This window comes from Mesorhizobium sp. M1342 (assembly GCF_040317955.1).
In the GTDB taxonomy this organism is placed as follows: Bacteria; Pseudomonadota; Alphaproteobacteria; order Rhizobiales; family Rhizobiaceae; genus Mesorhizobium.
The window spans coordinates 76,642-99,421 of sequence record NZ_JAMYLI010000016.1 but is presented as its reverse complement, the minus strand read 5'-3'; the positions used below and the strand labels follow the sequence as shown (position 1 = coordinate 99,421).

26 protein-coding genes are annotated in these 22,780 nt (G+C 63.4%); 20 read left to right on the top strand and 6 right to left on the bottom strand.

Features of this window, described 5'->3' with window-relative positions; all coding sequences use genetic code 11:
- The first annotated feature begins 2 nt into the window (after positions 1 to 2).
- The 3 genes from NKH06_RS18235 to NKH06_RS18225 all read left to right on the top strand — a co-directional run bounded on the left by NKH06_RS18235 (position 3) and on the right by NKH06_RS18225 (position 3,063).
- Complete coding sequence (locus NKH06_RS18235; protein ID WP_352893620.1) at positions 3 to 1,034, top strand: histone deacetylase family protein; 1,032 nt, start codon at positions 3 to 5, stop codon at positions 1,032 to 1,034.
- Between the two features lie 551 nt (positions 1,035 to 1,585).
- A complete protein-coding gene (locus NKH06_RS18230; RefSeq protein ID WP_128304928.1) occupies positions 1,586 to 2,296 on the top strand; it encodes a helix-turn-helix transcriptional regulator in 711 nt (236 codons plus the stop codon).
- Positions 2,293 to 3,063, top strand: a complete 771-nt coding sequence (locus NKH06_RS18225; protein ID WP_128304927.1) for a helix-turn-helix transcriptional regulator — start codon at positions 2,293 to 2,295, stop codon at positions 3,061 to 3,063. Before NKH06_RS18230 ends, NKH06_RS18225 begins: the two co-directional genes overlap by 4 nt.
- 35 nt (positions 3,064 to 3,098) lie before the next feature.
- Here NKH06_RS18225 and NKH06_RS18220 read toward each other — a convergent pair whose 3' ends face one another.
- The 6 genes from NKH06_RS18220 to motA are packed head-to-tail and all read right to left on the bottom strand — an operon-like array spanning position 3,099 to position 7,936.
- Positions 3,099 to 3,536 (bottom strand): BspJ family T4SS effector nucleomodulin, encoded by a 438-nt coding sequence (locus tag NKH06_RS18220; RefSeq protein WP_023809991.1) that lies wholly within the window; start codon positions 3,534 to 3,536, stop codon positions 3,099 to 3,101.
- Positions 3,533 to 4,615: a flagellar biosynthesis protein FlhB gene (flhB, locus tag NKH06_RS18215; protein ID WP_127290384.1), complete on the bottom strand. Its 1,083-nt coding sequence runs from the start codon at positions 4,613 to 4,615 to the stop codon at positions 3,533 to 3,535. Before flhB ends, NKH06_RS18220 begins: the two co-directional genes overlap by 4 nt.
- Positions 4,616 to 4,623: 8 nt before the next feature.
- Entirely contained in the window at positions 4,624 to 5,634 is a 1,011-nt protein-coding gene (locus NKH06_RS18210) for a flagellar motor switch protein FliG (RefSeq protein WP_027038262.1), read from the bottom strand.
- Positions 5,635 to 5,677: 43 nt separating this feature from the next.
- Complete coding sequence (fliN, locus tag NKH06_RS18205) at positions 5,678 to 6,064, bottom strand: flagellar motor switch protein FliN (protein ID WP_023809994.1); 387 nt, start codon at positions 6,062 to 6,064, stop codon at positions 5,678 to 5,680.
- Positions 6,065 to 6,080: 16 nt separating this feature from the next.
- Complete coding sequence (locus NKH06_RS18200) at positions 6,081 to 7,028, bottom strand: FliM/FliN family flagellar motor switch protein (RefSeq protein ID WP_352893617.1); 948 nt, start codon at positions 7,026 to 7,028, stop codon at positions 6,081 to 6,083.
- A 32-nt stretch (positions 7,029 to 7,060) separates the two neighbouring features.
- Positions 7,061 to 7,936 (bottom strand): flagellar motor stator protein MotA, encoded by an 876-nt coding sequence (gene motA, locus NKH06_RS18195; protein WP_023809996.1) that lies wholly within the window; start codon positions 7,934 to 7,936, stop codon positions 7,061 to 7,063.
- A gap of 146 nt (positions 7,937 to 8,082) precedes the next feature.
- Here motA and NKH06_RS18190 point away from each other — a divergent pair, with 146 nt between their 5' ends.
- The 17 genes from NKH06_RS18190 to fliF all read left to right on the top strand — a co-directional run bounded on the left by NKH06_RS18190 (position 8,083) and on the right by fliF (position 22,780).
- A complete protein-coding gene (locus NKH06_RS18190) occupies positions 8,083 to 9,204 on the top strand; it encodes a DUF1217 domain-containing protein (RefSeq protein WP_023809997.1) in 1,122 nt (373 codons plus the stop codon).
- Positions 9,205 to 9,211: 7 nt separating this feature from the next.
- Positions 9,212 to 9,934 (top strand): flagellar basal-body rod protein FlgF, encoded by a 723-nt coding sequence (gene flgF / locus NKH06_RS18185; protein WP_013529801.1) that lies wholly within the window; start codon positions 9,212 to 9,214, stop codon positions 9,932 to 9,934.
- A 3-nt stretch (positions 9,935 to 9,937) separates the two neighbouring features.
- A complete protein-coding gene (fliI, locus tag NKH06_RS18180) occupies positions 9,938 to 11,341 on the top strand; it encodes a flagellar protein export ATPase FliI (RefSeq protein ID WP_352775084.1) in 1,404 nt (467 codons plus the stop codon).
- Entirely contained in the window at positions 11,328 to 12,170 is an 843-nt protein-coding gene (locus NKH06_RS18175) for a hypothetical protein (RefSeq protein WP_023810000.1), read from the top strand. The genes fliI and NKH06_RS18175 overlap by 14 nt, the downstream gene beginning before the upstream one ends.
- An 80-nt stretch (positions 12,171 to 12,250) precedes the next feature.
- Entirely contained in the window at positions 12,251 to 12,631 is a 381-nt protein-coding gene (flgB, locus tag NKH06_RS18170; protein ID WP_352775081.1) for a flagellar basal body rod protein FlgB, read from the top strand.
- Between the two features lie 2 nt (positions 12,632 to 12,633).
- A complete protein-coding gene (gene flgC / locus NKH06_RS18165) occupies positions 12,634 to 13,050 on the top strand; it encodes a flagellar basal body rod protein FlgC (RefSeq protein ID WP_013529797.1) in 417 nt (138 codons plus the stop codon).
- Positions 13,050 to 13,376 (top strand): flagellar hook-basal body complex protein FliE, encoded by a 327-nt coding sequence (gene fliE, locus NKH06_RS18160; protein ID WP_023810002.1) that lies wholly within the window; start codon positions 13,050 to 13,052, stop codon positions 13,374 to 13,376. The genes flgC and fliE overlap by 1 nt, the downstream gene beginning before the upstream one ends.
- 11 nt (positions 13,377 to 13,387) lie before the next feature.
- Entirely contained in the window at positions 13,388 to 14,176 is a 789-nt protein-coding gene (flgG, locus tag NKH06_RS18155; RefSeq protein ID WP_013529795.1) for a flagellar basal-body rod protein FlgG, read from the top strand.
- 3 nt (positions 14,177 to 14,179) lie between these two features.
- The gene (gene flgA, locus NKH06_RS18150; protein ID WP_031212802.1) at positions 14,180 to 14,707 is read left to right on the top strand and encodes a flagellar basal body P-ring formation chaperone FlgA; all 528 of its coding nucleotides are present in this window, start codon (positions 14,180 to 14,182) and stop codon (positions 14,705 to 14,707) included.
- Entirely contained in the window at positions 14,704 to 15,945 is a 1,242-nt protein-coding gene (locus NKH06_RS18145; RefSeq protein WP_023810004.1) for a flagellar basal body P-ring protein FlgI, read from the top strand. The genes flgA and NKH06_RS18145 overlap by 4 nt, the downstream gene beginning before the upstream one ends.
- Positions 15,946 to 15,954: 9 nt before the next feature.
- Entirely contained in the window at positions 15,955 to 16,539 is a 585-nt protein-coding gene (locus tag NKH06_RS18140) for a MotE family protein (protein ID WP_502914499.1), read from the top strand.
- Positions 16,536 to 17,243 carry a flagellar basal body L-ring protein FlgH gene (gene flgH, locus NKH06_RS18135; protein WP_127290408.1) on the top strand — a complete coding sequence of 236 codons (708 nt, stop codon included), beginning with the start codon at positions 16,536 to 16,538 and terminating at the stop codon, positions 17,241 to 17,243. Before NKH06_RS18140 ends, flgH begins: the two co-directional genes overlap by 4 nt.
- 17 nt (positions 17,244 to 17,260) lie before the next feature.
- Positions 17,261 to 17,755, top strand: coding sequence for a flagellar basal body-associated FliL family protein (locus tag NKH06_RS18130; protein ID WP_352733656.1), 495 nt, complete (start codon positions 17,261 to 17,263; stop codon positions 17,753 to 17,755).
- Positions 17,752 to 18,483: a flagellar type III secretion system pore protein FliP gene (gene fliP, locus NKH06_RS18125; protein WP_352893611.1), complete on the top strand. Its 732-nt coding sequence runs from the start codon at positions 17,752 to 17,754 to the stop codon at positions 18,481 to 18,483. The genes NKH06_RS18130 and fliP overlap by 4 nt, the downstream gene beginning before the upstream one ends.
- Positions 18,484 to 18,681: 198 nt before the next feature.
- Positions 18,682 to 19,668, top strand: a complete 987-nt coding sequence (locus NKH06_RS18120; RefSeq protein ID WP_023810008.1) for a flagellin N-terminal helical domain-containing protein — start codon at positions 18,682 to 18,684, stop codon at positions 19,666 to 19,668.
- A gap of 268 nt (positions 19,669 to 19,936) precedes the next feature.
- Complete coding sequence (locus tag NKH06_RS18115; RefSeq protein ID WP_127290416.1) at positions 19,937 to 21,001, top strand: flagellin N-terminal helical domain-containing protein; 1,065 nt, start codon at positions 19,937 to 19,939, stop codon at positions 20,999 to 21,001.
- A gap of 132 nt (positions 21,002 to 21,133) precedes the next feature.
- Positions 21,134 to 22,780 (top strand): flagellar basal-body MS-ring/collar protein FliF, encoded by a 1,647-nt coding sequence (fliF, locus tag NKH06_RS18110; RefSeq protein WP_023810010.1) that lies wholly within the window; start codon positions 21,134 to 21,136, stop codon positions 22,778 to 22,780.

The following is a 22,780-nucleotide window of genomic DNA, read 5'->3' as shown; positions in this document are numbered from 1 at the left end:
TTATGAAGACTGTTTTCTCCCCCCTGCACGCCGGCCATGCCGGCCAAATGGAACTGGTCACATCAGCCATTGTGCCGGGTTTCGAAAAGCCATCGAGGGCCGAATTCATCAAGGCACGGGTCGAAAGCGAGAAACTGGGTCCCATCATCGCGCCGCACGAACATGACCTCGCCGCCGCCAAGCGCATCCACAAATCAGACTATATCGACTTTCTCCCGACGGTCTGGCCGCAATGGCTGGAAGCAGGCCTCACGGGCACGGCGATGCCCTTCACCTGGCCGACGCGCGGCCTGCGCGGCGACGTGCCGCCAAAACGCATCGACGCGCTACTGGGCTATTATTCCTTCGATGCCGGCGCCACCTTCGTCGAAGGTACCTGGGCGGCGATCAAGTCTTCGTACGATGTGGCGCTGACCGCCGCCGGCCTGGTCAAGGATGGCGAGGCTTCCGCCTTCGCGCTCTGCCGTCCGCCCGGCCACCATGCCGGGGCTGGCTTCATGGGCGGCTATTGCTACATCAACAACGCCGCCGTCGCCGCGCAATGGTTCCGCGACCAGGGCGCCAAACGCATCTCGATCCTCGATGTCGACTATCACCACGGCAACGGCACGCAGGAGATATTCTACGACCGTGCCGACGTGCAGGTGCTCAATCTGCATGGCGATCCGATGGTCGAGTACCCGTTCTTCCTCGGCCATGCCGACGAACGCGGCGCCGGCGAAGGCGAAGGCTTCAACATCAACTATCCGATGCCCTTCGGCACCGACTGGGATGCATGGAACGCCTCGCTCGAGGATGCCTGCGCCAGGCTCACCGCTTATGCACCGGATGTCGTCATCGTCTCGCTGGGTGTCGATACGTTCGAGAAGGACCCGATCAGCCAGTTCAAGCTGAAGACATCTGATTATCCCAAGATCGGCCGCCGCATCGCCAGGCTCGGCCTGCCGACGCTGTTCGTCATGGAAGGCGGCTATGCCGTCGAGGAGATCGGCATCAACGCGGTCGGCGTGCTGACCGGGTTCGAGGATCGGTAAATGCCTATCGTCCAGGAGCATCTAGCGATTTTGGGACAACGACAGGCATAGCAAAGGACCACCGGGACCGGGCGGCAACATCGCCCGGTTCCCACTATCGGGCCAAGGCACCAGCCTTCGGCACAGCAACCGGCGCGCCCATCTGTTCAATGCTCCCGAGCCTGGCGAAATCGACCAGCCGCCGAGAGGGCCGGCGAAGACTTTCGCGTCCCGGTCTTCTGTCCAAGGCGCGAAAACCGACCTCTGAGTCGCACCTGAGTCCATCGGATTCGATTTTGTCAAATCGCGTTTGATGTCAGATTCAACTGCGGGTAGATTAGACCCGAATCAGCCGGTCCTCGGGGGGCGCGGCGACCACCCAAAGTCTCTTGTTCCGGAGCTTTTCCGGCACCAGACGCGGACGGCTTCGCGTTCCCTGAATGGATTCGGGATTTGGTTCGGCGCAGCCCTGCGCCACGCGTGTGTCTTCGTCAAAGTAATGCGTATTCGGGTTCGGCGGCTGGCTTCCAGCATCCGGACAGCAGAAACGATTCCGGCCAAAAGCAACAAGAATGAGCAGTCCCGCCGCACTTCTTCAATCCGACACATTGGGCTCGCGCCTGACGTCGCGCGGCGATCTCACCAGCTTTTTCATGCAACTGACCGCCGAGATCGGCGCCGACAGCTACATGCTGGTCGCCATTGTCCACGACCAGGACCGCAACGATGCGCGCATCGTCTCCTCCAACTGGATTTTCGATGCCATCGAACTGATCGGCAAGCGGCTGATCGCCGGGCTTGCGCAAGGCGCGCTCACCGTCGCGCCGGGCATCCGCCCACAGCCGCTGGTGGCATCCCGGGCACCAGAAACAGACGGATTGATCACCGGCGAGGAAGCCCGCCTTCTCGACGTGCTCGGCCATGCCGAAATCTATTCGCTGCGCCTCAATGTCGGTCGCCAGCGCCTGTTCGCCCTGTTCTCTGCGGCGACCGCCGGCAGCATCGACCAGCCGGCGCTGATGCGGGCGCAGCTGAAATGCTGCTACGCGCTCTCGCACATCCCGCAACTCATTGCCGCTGCCGCCATGCAGGATCCGTTGTCGGATCGCGAGCGCGAATGCCTGTTCTGGGTTTCCGAAGGCAAGACCACCGACGAGGTCGCCGTCATCCTTGGCGTCTCCTCCAACACCGTCAACAGCTACATCACCCACGCCATCCAGAAATTCGCGGCCAGCAACCGCGCGATGGCCATCGCCACGGCGATCAGGAGCGGCATCATTTGAAACACGCCGATATCAAGGAAACGGCCGAAGCCCTTTTCAACGAGCAGCGCAACCCGTTCGGAGCCTTCACCCTTGGCTCCGAAACCCATCACGCGGTCACCATTCCCGATGCCGTGCGCCGCTGCCGCTGGATCGCCGTTGACATGAATGCCTCGGCTTTCGGCCTCTTCTTCGTAAGCCCCTCGCCCGAGCGGGCGCGGCTAGTCCCATGCTTTGATTCCGACTATCCCGGCATTGCCGTGGCGACCAAGTTCATCTCAGGCGCCAACGGCGAGGAGATCGTGCGCCACACCCGCATCTCGACCGAACCGCGCTGGTGGACGGATGACGGCGTCCCTGCCATGGCGGAGCTGTTTGGCGATCTCACCTGGACCGAGCAGATGGCGGCGCTGGTGCCCGGAACCAGCGGCATCGCTTTTCCCGTTCACGCCGACCGCGGCCAATGCGGCCTTGTCGTGTTCCTCGGCTCGGAGATGACCATGCAGCAGGATGCGCTCTACGAAATACACGCCCGCTGCTTTTCGCTGTTCGCCGCCGTCGCCCGCATCCGTCCGGGCGATACCGGCCGCATGCGCGCAATCTCCAAGCGCGAACTCGAATGCCTGAAGCTGACCGCCAACGGCAACACCAGCGAGGAGATCGCGCGGCTCCTGAAACTGTCGGTGCACACCGCCAACCAGTATCTGACCCAGTCGACCCAGAAGCTCAACGCCGTCAATCGCAACCAGGCCGTTGCCAAGGCGCTGCGGCTGGGCTTGATCGAATAGGGGAATTCGACAGCGCTTCGAAAGGCGACCGACGGTCAGCGATAGGCGAGCGGCTCGACCTTGCGGATACGCGCCTCTTCGATCACCGCCTCGAGCAGCGCCGTATTGTGCTCCGGGTCTTCGCCCGGCTTCTCGAACGACACGTAGTTGACCGCCACCGATGCGCCGAGCTCGCTCAGCGTCAGCTGGAAATAGACGGTGACGCCGGGCGGCCTCAGTTCCAGATCGAGTACGATGCGCGGGCTGCCGCTCCAGTCGACATGCGCCTCACCACCATGGCCGAGCCGTAGAGTGCCCGGCATGAAGAACAACTCAACCGCTGAATCGACCAGGTCCGACAGGCACGCGAAATGCTCCAGCCGGATAAAGGCGATGTAGTCGGCGACATCGATCAGCCTGAGTTCCCCCACCACCTGCTCGATGGCGCTGGCGACGATGATCTCGCGGGATTTTGCGTGCGGTTGCCGGTTCATGAAATCTGTCTGCGCTCAGCCTTTTTCGAGTAGACGATCCGCACCAGTTCGGCGACGGCCTGGTAGAATTGTGATGGGATTACACTATCGACCGAAACTTGCTTGTACATGGAGCGGGCGAGCGCCACGTCCTCGAAGACCGGGATGTTGTGTTCCCGCGCGATCTCTCGGATTTTCAGCGCCACCAGATCCTGGCCCTTGGCCAGCACCATGGGTGCCGAGTCCTCGTCGCGCACATATTTCAGCGCGATCGAGAAGTGCGTTGGGTTGGCGATGATCAGCGTCGCGCGCGGCACCGCCGTCATCATCCGCTTGCGCGCCCGGTCGCGCGCCAGCGAGCGCAGCCGCGACTTCACGATCGGGTCGCCCTCGGACTGTTTGAACTCGTCCTTGACCTCCTGCTTGCTCATGCGCAGATCCTGCTTCCAGTGGAAGCGCGACCAGACGATGTCGATTGCCGCGATCAGCCCCATGACGAAGACGATCGCCACCAGGATGTCGACGGCGATGCCGCGGATGACGAGACCGAAGGCGACCGGATTGGTGATCATCCCGGCGAGCAGCTTTCGGTGGTCTTCCGACAGCGTGAAGCTCAGCACGACGATGGCAAACCCGACCTTGCCGAGTGACTTCAGGAACTCGACCCAACCCTGGATGCCGAACAGCCTGTTCCACCCCTTGGCGATCGAAATGCGCGAGAGTTGCGGCCGGACCCGCTCGCCTACGAATTGCGGCATGTTCTGGAACACCGAGGCGCCGACGCCGGCGACGGTCAGCAGCACCATCAGGCTCAGGACGGCGCGGCCAACCTCGAGGAGGACGATTTTGTAGAGCGCGATGACGTCGGTCTCCGTGTCCATCGGCCAGGCTTCCGGCTTCTCCAGGAACATCGACAGGAACATGCCGAGATCAATGATCGCATCCTTGGCGTAGAAGACGGTGAACACCAGTATGGCAACGAACGAGGCAAAGAGCGCTGTCTCCCGCGAATGGGGCAGTTTGCCCTGTTCGATGGTGTCGCGGATCTTCTTTTCCGTCGCCTCTTCGGTTTTCGAATCCTTGTCGACCGCGTCAGCCATGCGCGGTCTTAGGCGGCGTCTTGGGTCGAGGGTAGTTCGAAGGCACCTTCGCGCGACAGCCGGATCGTCGTCGTAACGATCGTCTTGCGCGCCGCCGTGATGTCGGCGAGAGGGACCCCGTCCGAGCCCTGTCCGAGTTCGGCTTCGATCATGCGCCGCGAGCGGGCGCCGATGGCTGACAGCACCGATTCTGCGAGTGCGGCCGAAGTGCCGCGCAGGGCCAGCGTGACCAACTCCGTCGACAGCCCGTCGAACAGCAGCACCCGCGCTTTCTGGGTGAGCAGCGGCAAATCGTCGAAAGCAAACAGGCGGGCCCTCACACCGTCGAGATCAGGCGTGCCGGCGGCTTCCAGATCCTGCATGACCTCCTCGAGCAGCGGCTTGTCGAGTTCGTTGAGAACGCTGGCGACACGCGCCTGCCCGGCCGAGGTGTCCTTGGTCGAGGTTTCCGCCAGCACGCTGGTACGCAGCCGGTTTTCGACGATCCTGGCGGCAGCGTCGGGAACATTGGCCATCGTCACCATGCGCTTGATGATTTCTCCACGCATCGGCTTGGTCAGTGTCAGCAGCACGTTGGCCGCCACCTGCGGTGCCAGCTTCGACAACACCATGGCCGCCGTCTGCGGATGCTCACCGGCCAGGAAGGCACCAAGCCGCGCCGGCTCGAGCTTTTCGAGCTCGGGCCAGATCGGCGGCGGGCCTTCCGGTGCGACCTCGAATTTCTTGTCGCCCATGATCGCGCTCATCTCTTCGGGCGAGAGCGATTCGTTGAGGATGGTGTCCATCCTGTCGGCGGAATCGAGCAACCCCGCCCCTTCCGTGAACTCGGCTTCGAACTCGGCGACGATGCGCTCAAGATCGCTTTGCGGAATCGTCCGCAGCAGGCGGGCGCCCTCGATCAGGGCCTTCAGTTCTTCCTGCTTGAAGAATTTCAGCAGGCGGCTGGCCGACGGCTTGCCCATCGCCACAAGTATGGCGGCCGCCTTCTGCGCGCGGGTCAAGGTCACCGGCGTCGTCATGCCACTCGCCTCCGCCGCCACCGGCAAGCCCCGCAAACCATGTCTAGGCGCCCTTCGTGCCGGCGATGATTTCGGTCAGCCTGATGCCGAAACGCGACGGATCGCTTTCCAGCACGGTGATCTCGCCGCGCGCGATCTTGCGGCCGTTGACCACGACGTCGACGGGTTCCCCGATGCGGCGATTGAGCGCCACGGTCGACCCTTTTTGCAGCGCCATCAGATCGGAGACCGGCATCTCCGTGCTGCCGAGGATGATCTGGACATCGACGGGGATGTTCATGATCACGCTCGAATTGGCTGATGAGGCCGCCCTGAACGCCGCATCGGGGCGCTGCTCCTCTTCATGCAGGACACCGCGCAACTCTTCGATGGCACGGTCGAGTTGCTCGTCCGGCTGGTCGAGGTCGGCTTCCGCCTTGGTTTTGGCCATGATCGTCTCCAAATTCTCAGGCGCGTCCGGCGGCTGCCGGCATCAGCCCGTCGATAAAGTCCTGTCCGGCGTCGTAAGGATGCCTGATCCGGACGGTGTAGCTCTGTCCCAGTTTGCCGAACTCGCATACGAACAGCGTCTTGCCCCGTGCGCTGAGACGCGCCTGGGACTGGGCCGTTTCCTCGAATTCGATGACGTCGCCGATTTGGAAACCGGCGAGCTCGCCGAGCGTCAGCCGCGTCAGCGGCATCGTGGCCTCGAGCGCCACGGTGGAGCGCATCACCTCTTCCGAAAAGCGGGCGCGCCAGCTGGGGCCGTGATCGTCGTCGCTGACAGAAACGGCTCCGTCGCGGCTGGCCAGCACGACGCGCTGCGGCATCGTCACCGTGACGGTGCCACTATCGGCCGGCGTCGATACGCCAAGCACGATACGGATTGCCGCGCCATCGCGCAGCACATACCGCTTCGCCTCGGTGCCGGACATTGCTCGCGGCGCGGGCAGGCGCAGGTCGAGCGAGCGCTTTCCCGATCCGTTGAGGGCCTGCGCGACCTGCTGGAACACCATGGTCGAAACATCGATTTCGATCTGCGACAGATCGCGTTCGATCGGCGATGCCGGCAGATCCGGATCGCCGCCGAACAGCGTGCAGACCATGATCGCGATCGCCGGAGCATCGATCACCAAGGTCATCGCATCGGAGGACGCCGACGAGCCGATCACGGTCATGGCAAACGTGTCGCCGGCACGCGAACGCGCCTCGGGAACGCGGCTGACCTCGATCGCTTTGAGTTCGACGACGACCGGAACGCCAAGCTCGCTGGTCAGGCTTTTCTGCAACAGCGGTACGGCGCGTTCGGCCATGGCGCGGCCTGCGTCGATGACCTGCGTGGCCTCGCCGCTGTCGCCGACCAGACGCTCGATGATCAGCGAGCGCGCTTCCGCTGGACTGCCCAGGCTGGTCATGACAGTGCCGGGACCGATCTGTCGCGCATCGTTCAGGCGGCCTTCTTTTCGACGGTGCCGGTATTCATCGTGCTCTGCTCGACGGCGTCGATCGTCGGCCGTTCATAGGACGAGATGGTCTTGCGGCCGAACTCGATCGCCACCTGCGGCAGCGCACCGTTCATGTAGGCCAGCAGCGTCTGCTTGACGATGATATAGAGGCGGTTCTTCTTCTCGCGCACTGTCTTGATCTTGGTGGCGACCGGCCCGACCACCGAATAGGACAGGAAGATGCCGAGGAACGTTCCGACAAGTGCGGCACCAATCAAACCGCCGAGGATTTCAGGCGACTGGTCGAGCGCGCCCATCGCCTTGACCACGCCGAGCACGGCGGCGACGATGCCGAGCGCCGGCAAGCCGTCGCCCACCGCCACCAGCGCGTGATAGGCCTTCATCTTGTCGGACTTAATGGTCTGGATTTCTTCGTCCATCAGCGCCTCGATCTCGTGCGAGCGGGCATTGCCGATGATGATGATACGGCAGTAGTCGCAGATGAAATGCGTCAGGTCGTGGTTATGCAGCACGGTTGGGAACGCCTGGAAAATCGCCGACTCTTCCGGATTGTCGATATGCGCCTCGACTTCGCTGCGGGATTTCGAGCGCAGCTCGCGCATCAGCGAGTGCAGCACGCCGAGCGTCTCGAGATAATCCTGTTCCTTCGGCACCGCCTGCTTGAAGGCTTCGAGGATGCCCTTGCCGGTGTCCTTGACCGTCTTCATCGGATTGGCGACGAGGAAGGTGCCAAAAGCCGCACCACAGATGATCACGGCTTCCCATGGCTGAATCAGCACATGAAGATGGCCGCCCATGGCCATGAAGCCGCCAAGGACGCAGCCGAGCGTTACCACCAGTCCAATCAGAATGCCCACGATAGGTCCTTCCGCATTTCACATCAGGAGCTAGGGATAGTCCCCGTGCCTTGTGTGAGGCTTGAATCGAGGGCTTGGAAGCGATTCAGTTTCGCGCAAGGAAGTAGGGGTATTGTGCCGGCATAGCTTCGGCCGGAGGCACGTCTTTGCTCAATACCTTTACCAGCTACCAGCTCATCACCAAGGACATTTCAAAATCGATCGACAGGATCGAGCAGCAGCCCGTGGTTGATCGCGACACCAAATATTATCTCGCGAATATCACCAAGGTGAAATCGATCGACGATTTCGTCAAAAACGACCGTTTGTTCAAGTATGCCATGAAGGCCTACGGGCTGGAGGACATGGACTACGCCAAGGCCTTCATGGTCAAGGCACTCAAGGAAGGCGTCTCCGATCCCGACAGCTTCGCCAACAAGCTGACCGACAAGCGCTACGCCGAATTCGTCAGCGCCTTCAACTTCGCCGCCAACGGCGCCGATGCGACCATCTACAACAAGACACAGCAGTTGGTGACCAAGAACTATGCCACCCAGGCGCAGATCGCCGGCCTCGATCCCAATTCGGCCTATGTGAAGGGCGAGACGACATACTATCTTGCCAACATCACCAAGGTGAAGTCGATCGACGATCTGATGTCGAACAACCGGCTCTACACATACGCGCTGGCGTCATTCGGTCTCGATTCGGCGACGGAGGACAAGGATCTCATCAAGCGGGTTCTGCAGGGCGGCGTCCGCGACCCCGACAGTGTCGCCAACAAGATGACGGACAAGACCTATGCCGCGCTTGCCTCCGCCTTCAACTTCGAAGCCTATGGCGAAAACACCACCACCATCAATCCGGCGCAGCAGCCGACCGTCGACAAATACATGCGCCAGACCCTCGAGGAGGATGCCGGTCAGACCAACCAGGGCGTGCGGCTGGCGCTTTACTTCGATCGCAAGGCCCCAACCATCACCAGCTGGTATGACGTGCTGGCCGACACCGCGCTTGCCAGTGTCGTGCGCACCGTGCTCGGCCTGCCCGATTCCTTCGCCACCGCCGACGTCGACAAGCAGGCGCAGCTGTTCGAGCAAAAACTCGACATCTCGGATTTCTCCGACCCCGAAAAACTCGGCAAGTTCCTGACGCGCTTCACCAGCATGTACGAGATCAACCACCCGACTTCATCGGCCGTCGCCTCGGTCAGCGTGCTGTTTGCCCAGCCACTCACCGTCGGCATCTCCACCGACCTGATGATGGCCATGCAGAAACTGAGGTTCTGAGACCATCATGCGGGACAGCCTGTACGTCGCCCTTTCGTCGCAGATCGCGCTCGAGCGGCGCCTCGACACCATCGCCGACAACGTCGCCAACGCCTCGACGATCGGCTTTCGCGCCACCGGCGTGAAGTTCGAGGACGTCGTCTCCGGCACCGGGCAGAAATCGGTATCCTTCGCCTCCCCGGGCAAGACCTACCTTTCCGGCGCCCACGGTGCCTTGAGCGAGACCGGAAATCCCTTCGATTTCGCCATCCAGGGCGATGCCTGGTTCGCCATAGAGACGCCGGTCGGCACCGTCATGACCCGCGACGGCCGCTTTTCAATGAACGAGAACGGCGAGCTGATGTCGATCGAGGGCCACCCGGTGCTCGATGCCGGCGGCTCGCCGATCCAGCTTGACCCCCGCAACGGCCCGCCCAAGGCCGGGGCCGATGGTTCGTTGCGCCAGAACGATCAGCTTGTCGGCTCGATCGGTCTCTACAATTTCGATCCAGGCGCGAACTTCGTCCGCTACGGCAATTCCGGCATCGTTCCGGCACGCACCCCGGAGCCTGTCACCGATCGCTCGGATATCGGCGTTGCCCAGGGCTTTCTCGAAGAGTCCAATGTCAATCCGGTCCTGGAGATCACCAGGCTGATCATGGTCCAGCGCGCCTTCGAGAACACCGCCGCCCTGATGCGGCAGACCGACTCGTCCACCGACGAGGCGATCAAGACGCTCGGCTCGAAATAATCCATGTCGCTCGACCAGCCATCCCTGCGCGCACCCGAAAGACAACTCCAGCCGGCGCCGGAAGACCGGCTTGCCGCGCTGGAAAGGGTCTGGCGGCGTTTCGCCGACGCCGAGGCGCTGCTCAAGCGCGGCGGCCGCGTCATCGAAGTCACGCCCACGCACTACAAGGTGCACGGCCTTTCCGGCTTCGCCAGACTGGGCGACATCGTCGAGCAGCGCGGCCATGCCGGTGCGCGCCGCGGCGAGATCGTCAAGATCGGCCGCGACGAGGCCGTCGTGGCGCCCTTCGAACGCAGCGCCGATTCCGGCATCGGTGATGCCGTGTTCCGCCGCGGTCCGCTCGTGGTGGCGCCGCATGCCTCGTGGCGCGGCCGCACCATCGACGCACTCACCAGGGCGATCGATGGCGGCCCGCCACTCGCCCGGGGAGACGACACGACGCGCGGCGCCCAGACGACGCCGGGGGCCATGGCGCGGCAACGCGTCGGCACTGCCTTCATGACCGGCGTCAAGGTCATCGACATCTTCACGCCGCTCTGCTTCGGCCAGCGCCTCGGCATCTTTGCCGGCTCCGGCGTCGGCAAGTCGACGCTGCTCGCCATGCTCGCCGGCGCCGACGCATTCGATACCGTCGTGGTGGCGCTCATCGGCGAACGCGGCCGCGAAGTCCGTGAATTCCTCGAGGACACGATCGGCGACAGCATGGCCAAGACCGTCGCCGTCGTCGCCACCAGCGACGAAAGCGCCATGATGCGCCGGCGTGCGCCGGACACCGCCATGCGCGTCGCCGAGCATTTTCGCGACCAGGGGCATCGCGTTTTGCTGGTGCTGGATTCGATCACCCGCTTCGCTCACGCCCTGCGTGAGGTGGCGACGGGGACCGGCGAGCCGCCGGTCGCGCGCGGCTACCCGGCCTCGGTGTTCACCGAACTGCCCAAGCTGCTCGAACGCGCCGGGCCGGGCGGGGAAGGCAAAGGATCCATCACCGCCATCATTTCCGTGCTGGTCGACGGTGACGACCACAACGACCCGGTAGCCGATTCCGTGCGCGGCATCCTCGACGGCCATGTCGTGCTCGATCGCACGATCGCCGAACAGGGTCGCTATCCCCCCGTCAACCCGCTGTCGTCCATATCGCGGTTGGCCGGAAAGGCCTGGAGCGTCGAACAGCGCGCGCTGGTGACAAGGCTGAAGTCGATGATCTCGCGCTTCGAGGACACGCGCGATATCCGATTGCTTGGGGCCTATCAGGGGGGCGTCGATGCCGAACTCGACATCGCCGTGCGCCAGGTGCCGCTGATCTATGAGGCGCTGACGCAAGCGCCGAAGGATCGCCCGTCGGCCGACCCTTTCTCCGATCTCGCCCGCCACCTCAAGAGCAAGCTGAACGCCGATGCCGGAGACTGAACGCGAATATACCGAGCGCATCCTGCGCGACATGATCGCCGAGGCCAATGCCGTGGAGCAAGCCGAGGCTGACGAAGCGAGAACCGCCAAGGCAAAGGCTGCCCGTATCATCGCAGCCAAAGCCGAGGCCGTTCTGGCCAGAGCCGTCAAGCCAATCCTGCCACGGGCTGGCAGAGCCGATCCTGATCTTCTGGCCAGGCCCGTCGAACCCGCTCTGCCCCGGGCTGTCCAGGCGGTGGCTGCCGAGATGACGCAGGCGAGCCGCGACTCGCTGATCAACGGGCTGTTCCCGCGCACCGAATGGCCGCAGCCGCCAAAGGCACCGTTTCCCCGACTGAGGAAGAAGTCCGACCGACGCAGCGATTTCGTCATAGCCGCGCTCGGCATCACGCTCGGCCTGATCTGCGCCCTGTTTCCCTGGTACATCTTCTTTAACCAGGACCAGTTTGGCGTCCAGGCGATGAAGTTCGGCGGCACCGGCTCCAATTCCGGGCGAGCGGGCGGCGGCGTGGTCGCCGAACGCAGCGCGCCGCTGACGGCAAAGGATATTCCCGCGGCCAATCTCGATCTTCTTGCCACCGGAACGGTGCGGGATGATGCCAATCCCGCAGCCGCACCCGACGAGCAACCGTTTCCGGCCGACGCGGCGAAATTCCGCATGGTTCATGTCGCCAACGGCCGTGCCATGATCCAGGACGACGCTGGCCTCTGGATCGTCCAGCGCGGCTCGATACTGCCTGACTCCAGTCAGGTGTCCTCCATCGAGCAGCGCAACGGCAAATGGGTCATGGTCACCAGTGCCGACCGGGTAATCGAACTCTCCAGATAAACGATCTCCGGCTTCCGGCCATCCGCAAGGCCCGCGCAAGACTGGCGGCCTAGTCTCTGGGTACCTGCTCGGAGATTCCCATGGAGCCCGTTTCCCTTTTCGATCTCGCCGCCAAGCAAGCGCAATGGCTGGCCGTGCGCCAGTCGGCAGTCGCCGGCAACATCGCCAATGCCAACACGCCGGGTTATACGGCAAACGACGTCGAGCCATTCGAAAAGGTGCTCGACCGCGCCGCCGTATCGCTGCAGGCCACCCAGGCCGGCCATCTCGGCAATGCAGCGAGCAATGCCGGCTTCACCATCAAGCCGCAGGAGGATGACGGCGTCGTCATGCCGTCCAAGAACTCCGTCGTTCTGGAAGACCAGTTGCTGAAAGCCGGCGAGGTGCGCCGCTCCTTCGAACTCAACACGGCGATCGTCAAGGCGTTTCATACGATGATGATGATGGCGGTGAAGAGCTGACCATGGACGCACTGACCGCAGCCCTCAAAGTCGCAGCATCCGGCCTCGGCGCCCAGTCGGAGCGCCTGCGCGTGGTTTCCGAAAACCTCGCCAACGCCCAGTCGACCGGCACCGCGCCCGGCTCCGATCCTTATCGCCGCAAGACCATCAGCTTCGTCTCCGAGCTTGACCGGGCCTCCGGCAGTTCAACGGTTGCAGTGAACTCGATCGATCGAGATCCCAGTGACTTTCCAGTCGAGTTCCAGCCCGGCAACGAGGCAGCCGACGAGAAGGGCTACGTCAAGATGCCCAACGTCAACGTGCTGATCGAAATGGCCGACATGACCGAGGCCAACCGCTCCTACGAGGCCAACCTTCAGGTCGTCAAGCAGGCCCGTGACCTGATTTCCATGACCATCGACCTGATGAGGAACCAGTAATGATCAGCGGTATCGGAGCCCTTCAGTTCAAGCCGTCGATCGGCGGCGATGACACGGCGACAAGCCTGCTCCAGGGCGGCGCAACACCCTCGGCCGGCGGCAATGTCGGCACCTCCTTTGCCGAGGCGCTGAGCCAGGCAGCCTCCAAGACCGTCGACACGATGCAGAATGCCGAGCAGGTATCGATGCAGGCGCTCAAGGGCGACGCCGACACCCGTCAGGTGGTCGACGCCGTGATGAGCGCGCAGCAGGCGCTTCAGACCGCCGTCGCCATCCGCGACAAGGTGGTTTCCGCGTATCTCGAAGTCAGTCGAATGGGCATCTGAGGAATTCCGCCATGAAAGCACTTGCCATCGCCGCCACCGGCATGAATGCCCAGCAGACAAATCTGGAAGTCATCGCCAACAACATCGCCAACATCAACACCACCGGCTACAAGCGCGCCCGTGCCGAATTCTCCGACCTGCTCTATCAGGTCGACCGCACGCAAGGCGTGCCCAACCGCTCCAACGCCTCGCTGGTGCCGGAGGGCGTCTCGATCGGCCTCGGCGTCAAGACGACGGCCGTGCGCAACGTGCACACACAGGGCGAACTGACCAGCACCGGCAACAGTTTCGACCTGGCGCTGACCGGCAGGGGCTGGTTTCAGATCGAGGGTGCCGACGGCGGCACGCTCTACAGCCGCGCCGGCGCTCTCAACACCAACGCCACCGGCCAGCTGGTGACGGTCGACGGCGCTGCCGTCATTCCGGCAATCAACGTCCCCGTGGATGCCGTCGAGGTCATCGTCAACAAGACCGGCCAGGTCTTCGCCCGCATCGACGGCCAGACCGACCTGCAGAACCTCGGTCAGCTTCAGATCGCCAATTTCGCCAACGAGGCCGGCCTGGCGCCGCTCGGCGACAATCTGTTCCAGGAAACCACGGCTTCGGGGCCAGCCAATGTCGGCGTGCCTGGCGATCCAGGCTTCGCCACCATCCAGCAGGGCTATCTCGAAGCCTCCAACGTCGACCCGGTCAAGGAAATCACCGAGCTGATCTCGGCGCAGCGCGCCTATGAGATGAACTCCAAGGTCATCCAGGCCGCCGACGACATGGCCTCCGTGGTCTCCAAGAACATCAGGTAACGCATGATGTCGACGCCCGGCCTCCTGTCCGCATTCCGCCGCAGCGCGCTCGTCCTTGCGCTGGTGACCGGCACGATGCCGGCTTTTGCCCAGGAATCGGCCAACCAGTCGGCCACCCGGATCGCCAGCAATCAAGCTGTCGGCGAGGTGGTGCTTATTCCGAGCCGGGTTATCTATCCCGGCGAGACCATCAACCTGGCTGCCCTGAAACAGGTCACCCTTATCGTCGGCAAGCACAAGCCAGAGGCGGTCGCCACACGGGTCGAGGAACTGGATGGCAAGGTCGCCAAGCGCACGTTGCTGCCCGGCCGCTACATTCCCTCCACCGCCATCCGCGAGGCCTGGCTGGTCGAACAGGGTGCTTCCGTGCAGATCTTCTTCATCGCCGGCGGGCTGACGATCTCGGCCACCGCCGTGACGCTGCAGCCGGGAGCCGCGGGCGACCTCGTCAAGGTTCGCAACATCGACAGCGGCAAAGTCCTGTCCGGCACGGTGATGGCGGATGGAACCATCCAGGTCAGCGCTTCATGATGCGCGGGCTTACCCTGATACTGGCAGCCGTGCTTGGCCTGCAGCCGGCGCTGGCCGACGGCCTGACGCCGAAGGCCAAGCGCGAGCTCGCCGCCAAGAATGGCGGCGTCTACAACGATCCCGAATATGATCCGGCCACCACCAGCCGCATGTTCCGGGTGTCGACCGGGCCGAGTTCGCTGCCGCCGGGCCAGGTCGCCTCGCGCATCAAGGACATCGCCCAGCTGCAGAGCTCGCGCGACAATCAGCTCGTCGGCTACGGCCTGGTGATCGGCCTTGCCGGATCGGGCGACAGCCTGCGCAACTCGCCATTCACCGAACAGTCTATCCGCGCGATGCTCGAAAACCTCGGCATCGCCACCGAAGGCGGCAGTGCACGCGCCAAGAATGTCGCCGCCGTCATCGTCACCGCCAACATGCCGCCCTACGTGCAGTCGGGCGCCCGCATCGACATCGACGTCTCCTCGATGGGCGACGCGACCTCGCTTTCCGGCGGCACGCTGATCATGACGCCGCTGAAGGCAGCGGACGGCGAGATCTATGCCGTCGGCCAGGGCTCGGTCATCGTGTCCGGCTTTACCGCCCAGGGACAGGCCGAGCAACTGACGCAAGGCGTGCCGACCTCCGGCCGCGTGCCGAACGGCGCCATCGTGGAGCGCGCTGTCCAGGCCGAGTTCGACGATCAGGCGATCCTGACGCTGCAACTGCGCAATCCCGATTTCTCGACCGCTATCCGCATCGCGGACGCCATCAACGATTACACCGGCCAGCGCTTCGGCATGCGGGTGGCGGCGGAGCGCGATTCGCGCACCGTGCAGATCAGAAGGCCGAAAGGTGTCTCGGCGGCGCGCTTCTATGCCGAAATCGAGAATTTGGTGGTCGAATCCGACACGCCGGCCCGTGTCGTCATCGACGAGCGCACCGGCACCATCGTCATCGGCAATGACGTCAAGATCTCGCGGGTCGCCATCAGCCACGGCACGCTCACCGTGCGCATCACCGAAGCGCCGCGCGTGGTCCAGCCCGAGCCCTTCTCCAAGGGCGAGACCGCCATCGAACCGTTCACCGCCATCGACGCCAGCCGGCCCGACGCCCGCGTTGCCGTGCTTGACGGACCCGATCTCCAAACCCTCGTTTCCGGCCTCAACCGCCTCGGGGTCAAGCCGGACGGCATCATCGCCATTTTGCAGGGCATCAAGTCGGCCGGGGCCCTGCAGGCCGACCTGGTTCTGCAATAGGCGATGCCGATGACGCGCTCCTTCCCACGCCATGACGGCAGACACCGCAAAGCCGCGATCCTGCTTGCGACCGCTATTCTCGCGGCGCTGCCCTTTGCCGGCGACACCGCACGCGGCGAGGAGACGGTCCGCCAGGTTCTGCCGGGAGCACCGGTGGCAGCGGCGCCGCAGCAATTGACACGGGAAAAGGCGCCGGACCAAAGCGAGATCGAGCGCTTCTGCTCAAACATCGCCGACGCCGCCCGCGACCGCCGCTATGTCCTGCAGGCGGAGGAGCTGAAGCAGCTCAAGGCCGGCATTGACGAGCGCATGAAAGCTCTCGATGCAAAGAAAGCTGAATACGAGACCTGGCTGAAGCGGCGCGAGGTTTTCCTGGCCCGGGCCGAGGACGGCGTCGTCCAGATCTACGCCGGCATGAAACCCGACGCCGCCGCCGAGCGGCTGGCCATCGTCAACGCCGATCTGGCTGCGGCCATATTGATGAAGCTCGATTCACGCAAGGCGAGCGTCATCCTCAACGAAATGGACCAGAAGGCGGCGGCGACGCTCACCGGCATTATGGCCAGCGCAGCCCGAAGGGTAGATCCGTCATGATCCGGAAAATGCTTGTCCTGTGCGCGGTCACCGTGCTGTCGGGTTGCGGAACCAACCTCAAGGAGGTCGGCAGGGAGCCGGCCCTGTCCCCGGTCGGCTCCGGCATCGATGGCGGCAGCACTGGCTCCCTCTATCGCTATCCGCAAACGCCGCCCGCGCCGGTCAAGAAATTCTCGTTGTGGGACGACCGCCAGAGCCGGCTGTTCACCGACCCGCGGGCGCTGTCCCAGGGCGACATCCTGACGGTCAAGATCAAGATCAACGATCGAGCCAACTTCAAGAACCAGAACGACAGGAGCCGCACCGCCAATCGCAAGCTCGGTTACGACCTCAGCGCGCAGTGGGACAAGTGGAGCACCGCCGGCAAGGGCGCTGGGGCTCTCAGCTCCACCACGGACACGACCGCCGACGGCGAGATCAAGCGCTCGGAGACGCTTGAGCTCAATGTCGCGGCGATCGTCACCGATGTGCTGCCCAACGGCAATCTGATGATCACCGGATCGCAGGAAGTGCGCGTCAACGCCGAGCTCAGGGTGCTGACGCTCGCCGGCATCGTGCGGCCGGCCGATATCGGCGCCGAAAACACCATCCCCTACGAACGCATCGCCGAGGCCCGCATCTCCTACGGCGGACGCGGTCGCATCACCGAGGTCCAGCAGCCTGCCTACGGCCAGCAGATTCTCGACCAGGTTCTTCCGTTCTAGGATCGGAGCAGGGCGCCGTGGCAAATATCGAACAGGTTCAGCCACGCAAGGGTCCCTCCCCTGCCATCCAGGCCGGCCTGCTGCTGCTTGTGACGGCGGCCGCCATTGGCATGGGCTGGATGTCCGGCGGTTATCTCAAAGGCGTTGGCGCACCGGCTTCGGTACCGGTCGCGCCTGAGAACGAAGGCAAGATCATGCAGCCCGCCGCGGCCGAGCAGCCAGGCCTGGGCCCGATGCTTGTCGTGCTGGCGCCGATCACCACCAACATCGCCTCGCCTGCCGGCACCTGGATCAGGATGGAGGTGTCCATCGTCTATGACGCGCCGCAGCCACAGGCAATGTCGGATGACATCCACCAGGACCTTCTGGCCCTGGTGCGCACGTTGAAGATGCATCAGATCGAGGGCGCCAGCGGCTACCAGCACCTGAAGGCCGACCTCGAAGACCGCGCCGCGATCCGCAGCCAGGGTCACGCCAAACAGGTACTCATCAGGACATTGCTGCTCGAATGAGAAAACTCCTTCTCGCCACGGCCATGATCGCCGCCGCCACCTCCATCGCGGCGGCCCAGCAACTCGATCTCGGCGGCATCGGCAAGGCTGACGGCACCACCGTCGGCTACATCATCCAGATGTTCGGCCTGCTGACCGTTCTGTCGGTGGCGCCAGGCCTGCTGATCATGGTGACCAGCTTCACCCGTTTCGTCATCGCCTTCTCGATCCTGCGCGCCGGCATCGGCCTGCAGTCGACACCGGCAAACCTCATCCTGATTTCGCTGTCGCTGTTCATGACCTTCTATGTCATGGCGCCGACCTTCGATCAGGCCTGGAACACCGGCGTCAAGCCGCTGATGGACAACCAGATCACCCAGACCGAAGCCTTCGACAAGATTTCGGACCCGTTCCGCACCTTCATGCTGCACAATGTGCGTGACAAAGATTTCGACCTCTTCGCCGACCTCGCCCGCGAGCGCGGCCAGACCGTTTCGCGTAACACCGTCGACCTGCGCATCCTGGTGCCGGCCTTCATGATCTCGGAGATCCGGCGCGGTTTCGAGATCGGCTTCCTGATCGTGCTGCCATTCCTGGTCATCGACCTGATCGTCGCCACGATCACCATGGCGATGGGCATGATGATGCTGCCGCCGACAGTGGTGTCGCTGCCGTTCAAGATCCTGTTCTTCGTCCTGATCGACGGCTGGAACCTGCTTGTCGGCAGCCTGGTGCGCTCCTTCAACTGATCCTGCCGCGCCGGCTCGAAATCCCAGCAATATATTTTCGATTAACCGTCCGGTTTAGCCCTTTGGTAGGGACTTGCCCGCATATTCGCTCGCAGATGGCGGGTGATCGATTTTGAGAGATCATGGGCATGATGCCGCACCGTCATACCGGTAGAGCCGGTATGTAAAAAATACCTGTAAAATCAAGGTACGAGTACCATGTCCAGCATCATGACGAACAGCGCCGCATTGACGGCCCTGCAGAGCCTCAACGCCACCAGCAAATCCCTCACCGACACCCAGGCCCGCATCTCGACCGGCTACAAGGTCTCGCAGGCTTCGGACAACGCCGCCTACTGGTCGATCGCCACCACGATGCGCTCCGACAACCAGGCAATGTCCACCGTTTCGGACGCTCTCGGCCTCGGCGCCTCCAAGGTCGACACAGCCTATACCGGCATGAGTAGCGCGATCGATACCATCAACCAGATCAAGACCAAGCTGGTCGCGTCCTACGGCCAGACGGACGCCTCCAAGGAAAAGACCCAGGTCGAAATCGCCGCCCTTCAGAACCAGTTGAAGGCCTACGCCGATGGCGCCACCTTCTCCGGCACCAACATGCTTTCGGTGTCCACTGCGACAGGCACCGCGGCCGACGTGAAGATTGTTTCGGCCTTCAACCGCGACGCGACCGGCGCGGCTTCGATCTCGACGATCGATGTCAATGTGGAAAGCATCAAGCTGTACGATGCCGGCGCGGCACCAACCGCCAAGGGTATTCTCGACACGGCTCGCCTCGGCACCACGGGCGCTGCTGTTGCCACGGCCTCGAACCCCACCCTGGGTGCTGCAGCAGCGGCAACCGACACCTATTCGGTTGCCTCGCTCACTATCTTTTCGGGTGGCACGGCTGCCAGCGATAGCCAGATCGCGCAGCAGATGAACGTCGTCGACGCCGCGCTCAAGGCCATGACCAACGCCGCCACCACGCTCGGCGCCGCCAAGAGCAGTATCGACCTGCAGAAGACCTTCACCTCGAACCTGATGGACTCCATCGATCGCGGTGTCGGCCAGCTCGTCGATGCGGACATGAACAAGGAATCGACCCGTCTGCAGGCCCTGCAGGTCCAGCAGCAGCTCGGCATCCAGGCGCTGTCGATCGCCAACGGTTCATCGCAGTCGATCCTGTCGCTCTTCCGCGGCTAATCGCCTTCGCCCAACCACAGTTCGCACTAAAAATTCGGGCCGCGCCAACAGCGCGGCCCGAATTGCGTTTTGCTCCAGCCCCACGCAACCCTCGATCCTTAACTCTCAAAAGCCAGCTTTTAACAGGCTGTTAACCATGCCGCGCTAGTTATGGTTAACCAATAGCTTACGACAGTTGGCGAATCGGTCCGACCGGCACGATGCCACCCGTTGAACTGGCCCATCCGGCATGTCTGAGCATGTCGGCTTTTGAGAAGGAGCGACTTTCTTGGCGAGCATCATGACCAACGCTTCGGCGTTAACCGCACTTCAAAGCCTCAGCGCCACCAACAAGTCGCTCGAACAGACGCAGGCCCGCATATCGACCGGTTACCGGGTCTCGCAGGCCTCGGACAACGCCGCCTACTGGTCGATCGCCACCACGATGCGCTCCGACAACGCGGCCCTGTCGACCGTGCAGGATGCACTCGGCCTCGGCGCCTCGAAGGTCGACGCCGCTTACACCGGCATGAACAATGTGCTGACAACGATCGGGCAGATCAAGACCAAGGTGCTGTCCATGGTCGGCCAGACGGATGCCGCCAAGGCAAAAACCCAGACCGAGATCAAGGCGCTTCAGACGCAGATGAAGTCGTTCGCCGATGCGGCGACCTTCTCCGGCTCGAATTTCCTGGCGGTGACCTCCAAGCAGACTGCCGCCCCCAATGATGGCGTCCAGCCCGACTCGCAGATCGTGTCCTCATTCAATCGCTCCTCATCCGGCGCAGTGTCGATCGGAACGATCAACATCGATGTTGAGGGCACCAAGCTTTTCGACTACGGCCTCGCCGCCGAGGTGAAGAATTCCGGAACCCTCGATCGCAAAACCTCCATCTATTCCACGGGCGCCGCCCAGACCCTGTACGACAACGCCTATGCGGGCGTGATCGCGGGCGGAGGAACGGATATCGCCGCGAACACAGCCGGCCAGACGGCGGCGGGAGCGGTCGCCAAGGTCGACAATATTTCCGCCTACAACCTCGACATCACGGCCCCAGGGGTAACCGACGACATCATCACGCAGATGGTAACCAGGATGGACAAGGTCATGGCCCAGCTGACCGACTCCGCCACCATCCTCGGCTCGGCCAAGAGCAGCATCGACCTGCAGAAGACCTTCACCCAGAGCTTGATGGACTCCATCGACCGCGGCGTCGGCCAGCTCGTCGATGCCGACATGAACAAGGAATCGACCCGTCTCCAGGCCCTGCAGGTGCAGCAGCAGCTCGGCATCCAGGCGTTGTCGATCGCCAACGCCGCCTCGCAGTCGATCCTGTCTCTGTTCAAGAGCTGATCACGGGCGCCACCGGCGCCCACCTTCCCATCAGATAATCGGGCCGCGCCGCAAGCGCGGCCCGATTTCATTTTCGCACAAGCTTCGAAGACTAGAGTTCCAGCGGACAATCATGCTGGGAGTCGTTGAACCGTGCCGGAACAGATCCAGAGCATCATCTCGAATCTCCGCGGGTTTGGCGTGAAGCGCCTCGCCATGCTGGCGGGCATCGCCGTTCTGGTGATGGGCGTCATCGGCATCGCCTCGGTCTATCTCAACCGCCCCGCCTACGACACGCTCTATGTGGGACTAGACCGTGCCGACGTGAACCAGATCGGCCTGGTGCTGGGCGAAGCCGGTATCGGCTTCGATGTCGGCGCCGATGGAACCTCGGTTCTGGTGCCGGCCGGCACCACCGCTCAGGCCCGCATGCTGCTCGCCGAAAAGGGCCTGCCGACCAGCGCCAATGCCGGCTACGAACTGTTCGACAATGTCGGCTCGCTCGGCCTCACCTCCTTCATGCAGCAGATCACCCGCGTGCGCGCGCTGGAAGGCGAGATCGCCCGCACCATCCAGTCGATATCGGGCATCAAGGCTGCGCGGGTCCACATCGTCATGTCCGAACGCGCCAATTTTCGCCGCGACGAGCAGCAGCCCTCCGCTTCCGTGGTCATCCGCTACGCCGGCATCGACGCCGAGAAGAGCGCCATGTCGATCCGCCATCTCGTCGCCGCCGCCGTTCCCGGCCTGTCGGCAGACAAGGTGACTGTTCTCGATTCCAGCGGCAATCTGCTGGCTGCGGGCGACGACCCTTCCAACACCAGCGCCGCCCGCACGCTCGGCGTCGAGCAGACCGTCGAGGCGCAGATCGGAGACAACATCCGCCGTGCGCTGACGGCCTATCTCGGCCCCGACAATTTCCGCGCCAGCGTCAAGGCCGAGGTCAACACCGACACCCGCCAGACGGAAGAGACCATCTTCGATCCGAATTCCCGCGTCGAACGCTCGGTGCAGTCGGTGCGGGCCAACGAGAACAACAACCAGAAGCAGGCTTCCACTCCGGCCAGCGTCGAGCAGAACCTGCCCGAGACCCAGGCAACCGCCACCGATGGTCCGCAATCCTCCTCGCAAAACGACCGCAGGGAAGAGATCACCAACTACGAGATCAATTCCAAGAAGATCGCCACGGTCTCCAACGGTTACACCGTCACCAAGATGTCGATCGCCGTGGTCGTCAATCAGCAGCGGCTGACGGCCATCCTCGGCAAGGACGCCACGCCGGAGCAGATCGCCAAGCGCGTCGCCGAGATCCAGAAGATGGTCACGTCCGCCACCGGCCTGGACGAAAAGCGCGGCGACATCATCGACGTCTCGGCGGTCGAGTTCATCGATGGCCTGGATGGCGAGGCGATCCCGCAGGCGGGAATGCTCGATTCTATCGGCCAGCATGCCGGCACGATGATCAATGCCGGTGCCTTCATCGTCGTGGTGTTCCTGGTCGCCTTCTTCGGCCTGAGGCCGATGGCCGCGGCGCTGACGGCAAAGGCTACTCCGGCCCTGGCAGGTCCCAGCTTCGACGACGTCCAGCGCTCGCTGCCGACGCCGGAGGCAATGGCGGCCACCGACAGTGCCGCGATCGGGACCTTGCCAGGCACACGCCCAGGCCCCACGCCGCTCGACGATCTTCGCCAGAAGATCCGGCCGGCGCCGCAGGACAGGCTTGCCAGGATGGTCGATCTCAACGAGGAGCGCACCGCGCAGATCCTGCGCAAATGGGCTGCCCAGGAAGTGGCGGTGTAA

Coding starts and splice junctions, on each gene's coding strand:
- NKH06_RS18235 (WP_352893620.1), top strand. CDS start 3: ATGAAGACTGTTTTCTCCCCCCTGCACGCCGGCCATGCCGGCCAAATG.
- NKH06_RS18230 (WP_128304928.1), top strand. CDS start 1,586: ATGAGCAGTCCCGCCGCACTTCTTCAATCCGACACATTGGGCTCGCGC.
- NKH06_RS18220 (WP_023809991.1), bottom strand. CDS start 3,536: ATGAACCGGCAACCGCACGCAAAATCCCGCGAGATCATCGTCGCCAGC.
- flhB (WP_127290384.1), bottom strand. CDS start 4,615: ATGGCTGACGCGGTCGACAAGGATTCGAAAACCGAAGAGGCGACGGAA.
- NKH06_RS18210 (WP_027038262.1), bottom strand. CDS start 5,634: ATGACGACGCCGGTGACCTTGACCCGCGCGCAGAAGGCGGCCGCCATA.
- fliN (WP_023809994.1), bottom strand. CDS start 6,064: ATGGCCAAAACCAAGGCGGAAGCCGACCTCGACCAGCCGGACGAGCAA.
- NKH06_RS18200 (WP_352893617.1), bottom strand. CDS start 7,028: ATGACCAGCCTGGGCAGTCCAGCGGAAGCGCGCTCGCTGATCATCGAG.
- flgF (WP_013529801.1), top strand. CDS start 9,212: ATGCGGGACAGCCTGTACGTCGCCCTTTCGTCGCAGATCGCGCTCGAG.
- fliI (WP_352775084.1), top strand. CDS start 9,938: ATGTCGCTCGACCAGCCATCCCTGCGCGCACCCGAAAGACAACTCCAG.
- NKH06_RS18175 (WP_023810000.1), top strand. CDS start 11,328: ATGCCGGAGACTGAACGCGAATATACCGAGCGCATCCTGCGCGACATG.
- flgB (WP_352775081.1), top strand. CDS start 12,251: ATGGAGCCCGTTTCCCTTTTCGATCTCGCCGCCAAGCAAGCGCAATGG.
- flgC (WP_013529797.1), top strand. CDS start 12,634: ATGGACGCACTGACCGCAGCCCTCAAAGTCGCAGCATCCGGCCTCGGC.
- fliE (WP_023810002.1), top strand. CDS start 13,050: ATGATCAGCGGTATCGGAGCCCTTCAGTTCAAGCCGTCGATCGGCGGC.
- flgG (WP_013529795.1), top strand. CDS start 13,388: ATGAAAGCACTTGCCATCGCCGCCACCGGCATGAATGCCCAGCAGACA.
- flgA (WP_031212802.1), top strand. CDS start 14,180: ATGATGTCGACGCCCGGCCTCCTGTCCGCATTCCGCCGCAGCGCGCTC.
- NKH06_RS18145 (WP_023810004.1), top strand. CDS start 14,704: ATGATGCGCGGGCTTACCCTGATACTGGCAGCCGTGCTTGGCCTGCAG.
- NKH06_RS18140 (WP_502914499.1), top strand. CDS start 15,955: ATGACGCGCTCCTTCCCACGCCATGACGGCAGACACCGCAAAGCCGCG.
- flgH (WP_127290408.1), top strand. CDS start 16,536: ATGATCCGGAAAATGCTTGTCCTGTGCGCGGTCACCGTGCTGTCGGGT.
- fliP (WP_352893611.1), top strand. CDS start 17,752: ATGAGAAAACTCCTTCTCGCCACGGCCATGATCGCCGCCGCCACCTCC.
- NKH06_RS18120 (WP_023810008.1), top strand. CDS start 18,682: ATGTCCAGCATCATGACGAACAGCGCCGCATTGACGGCCCTGCAGAGC.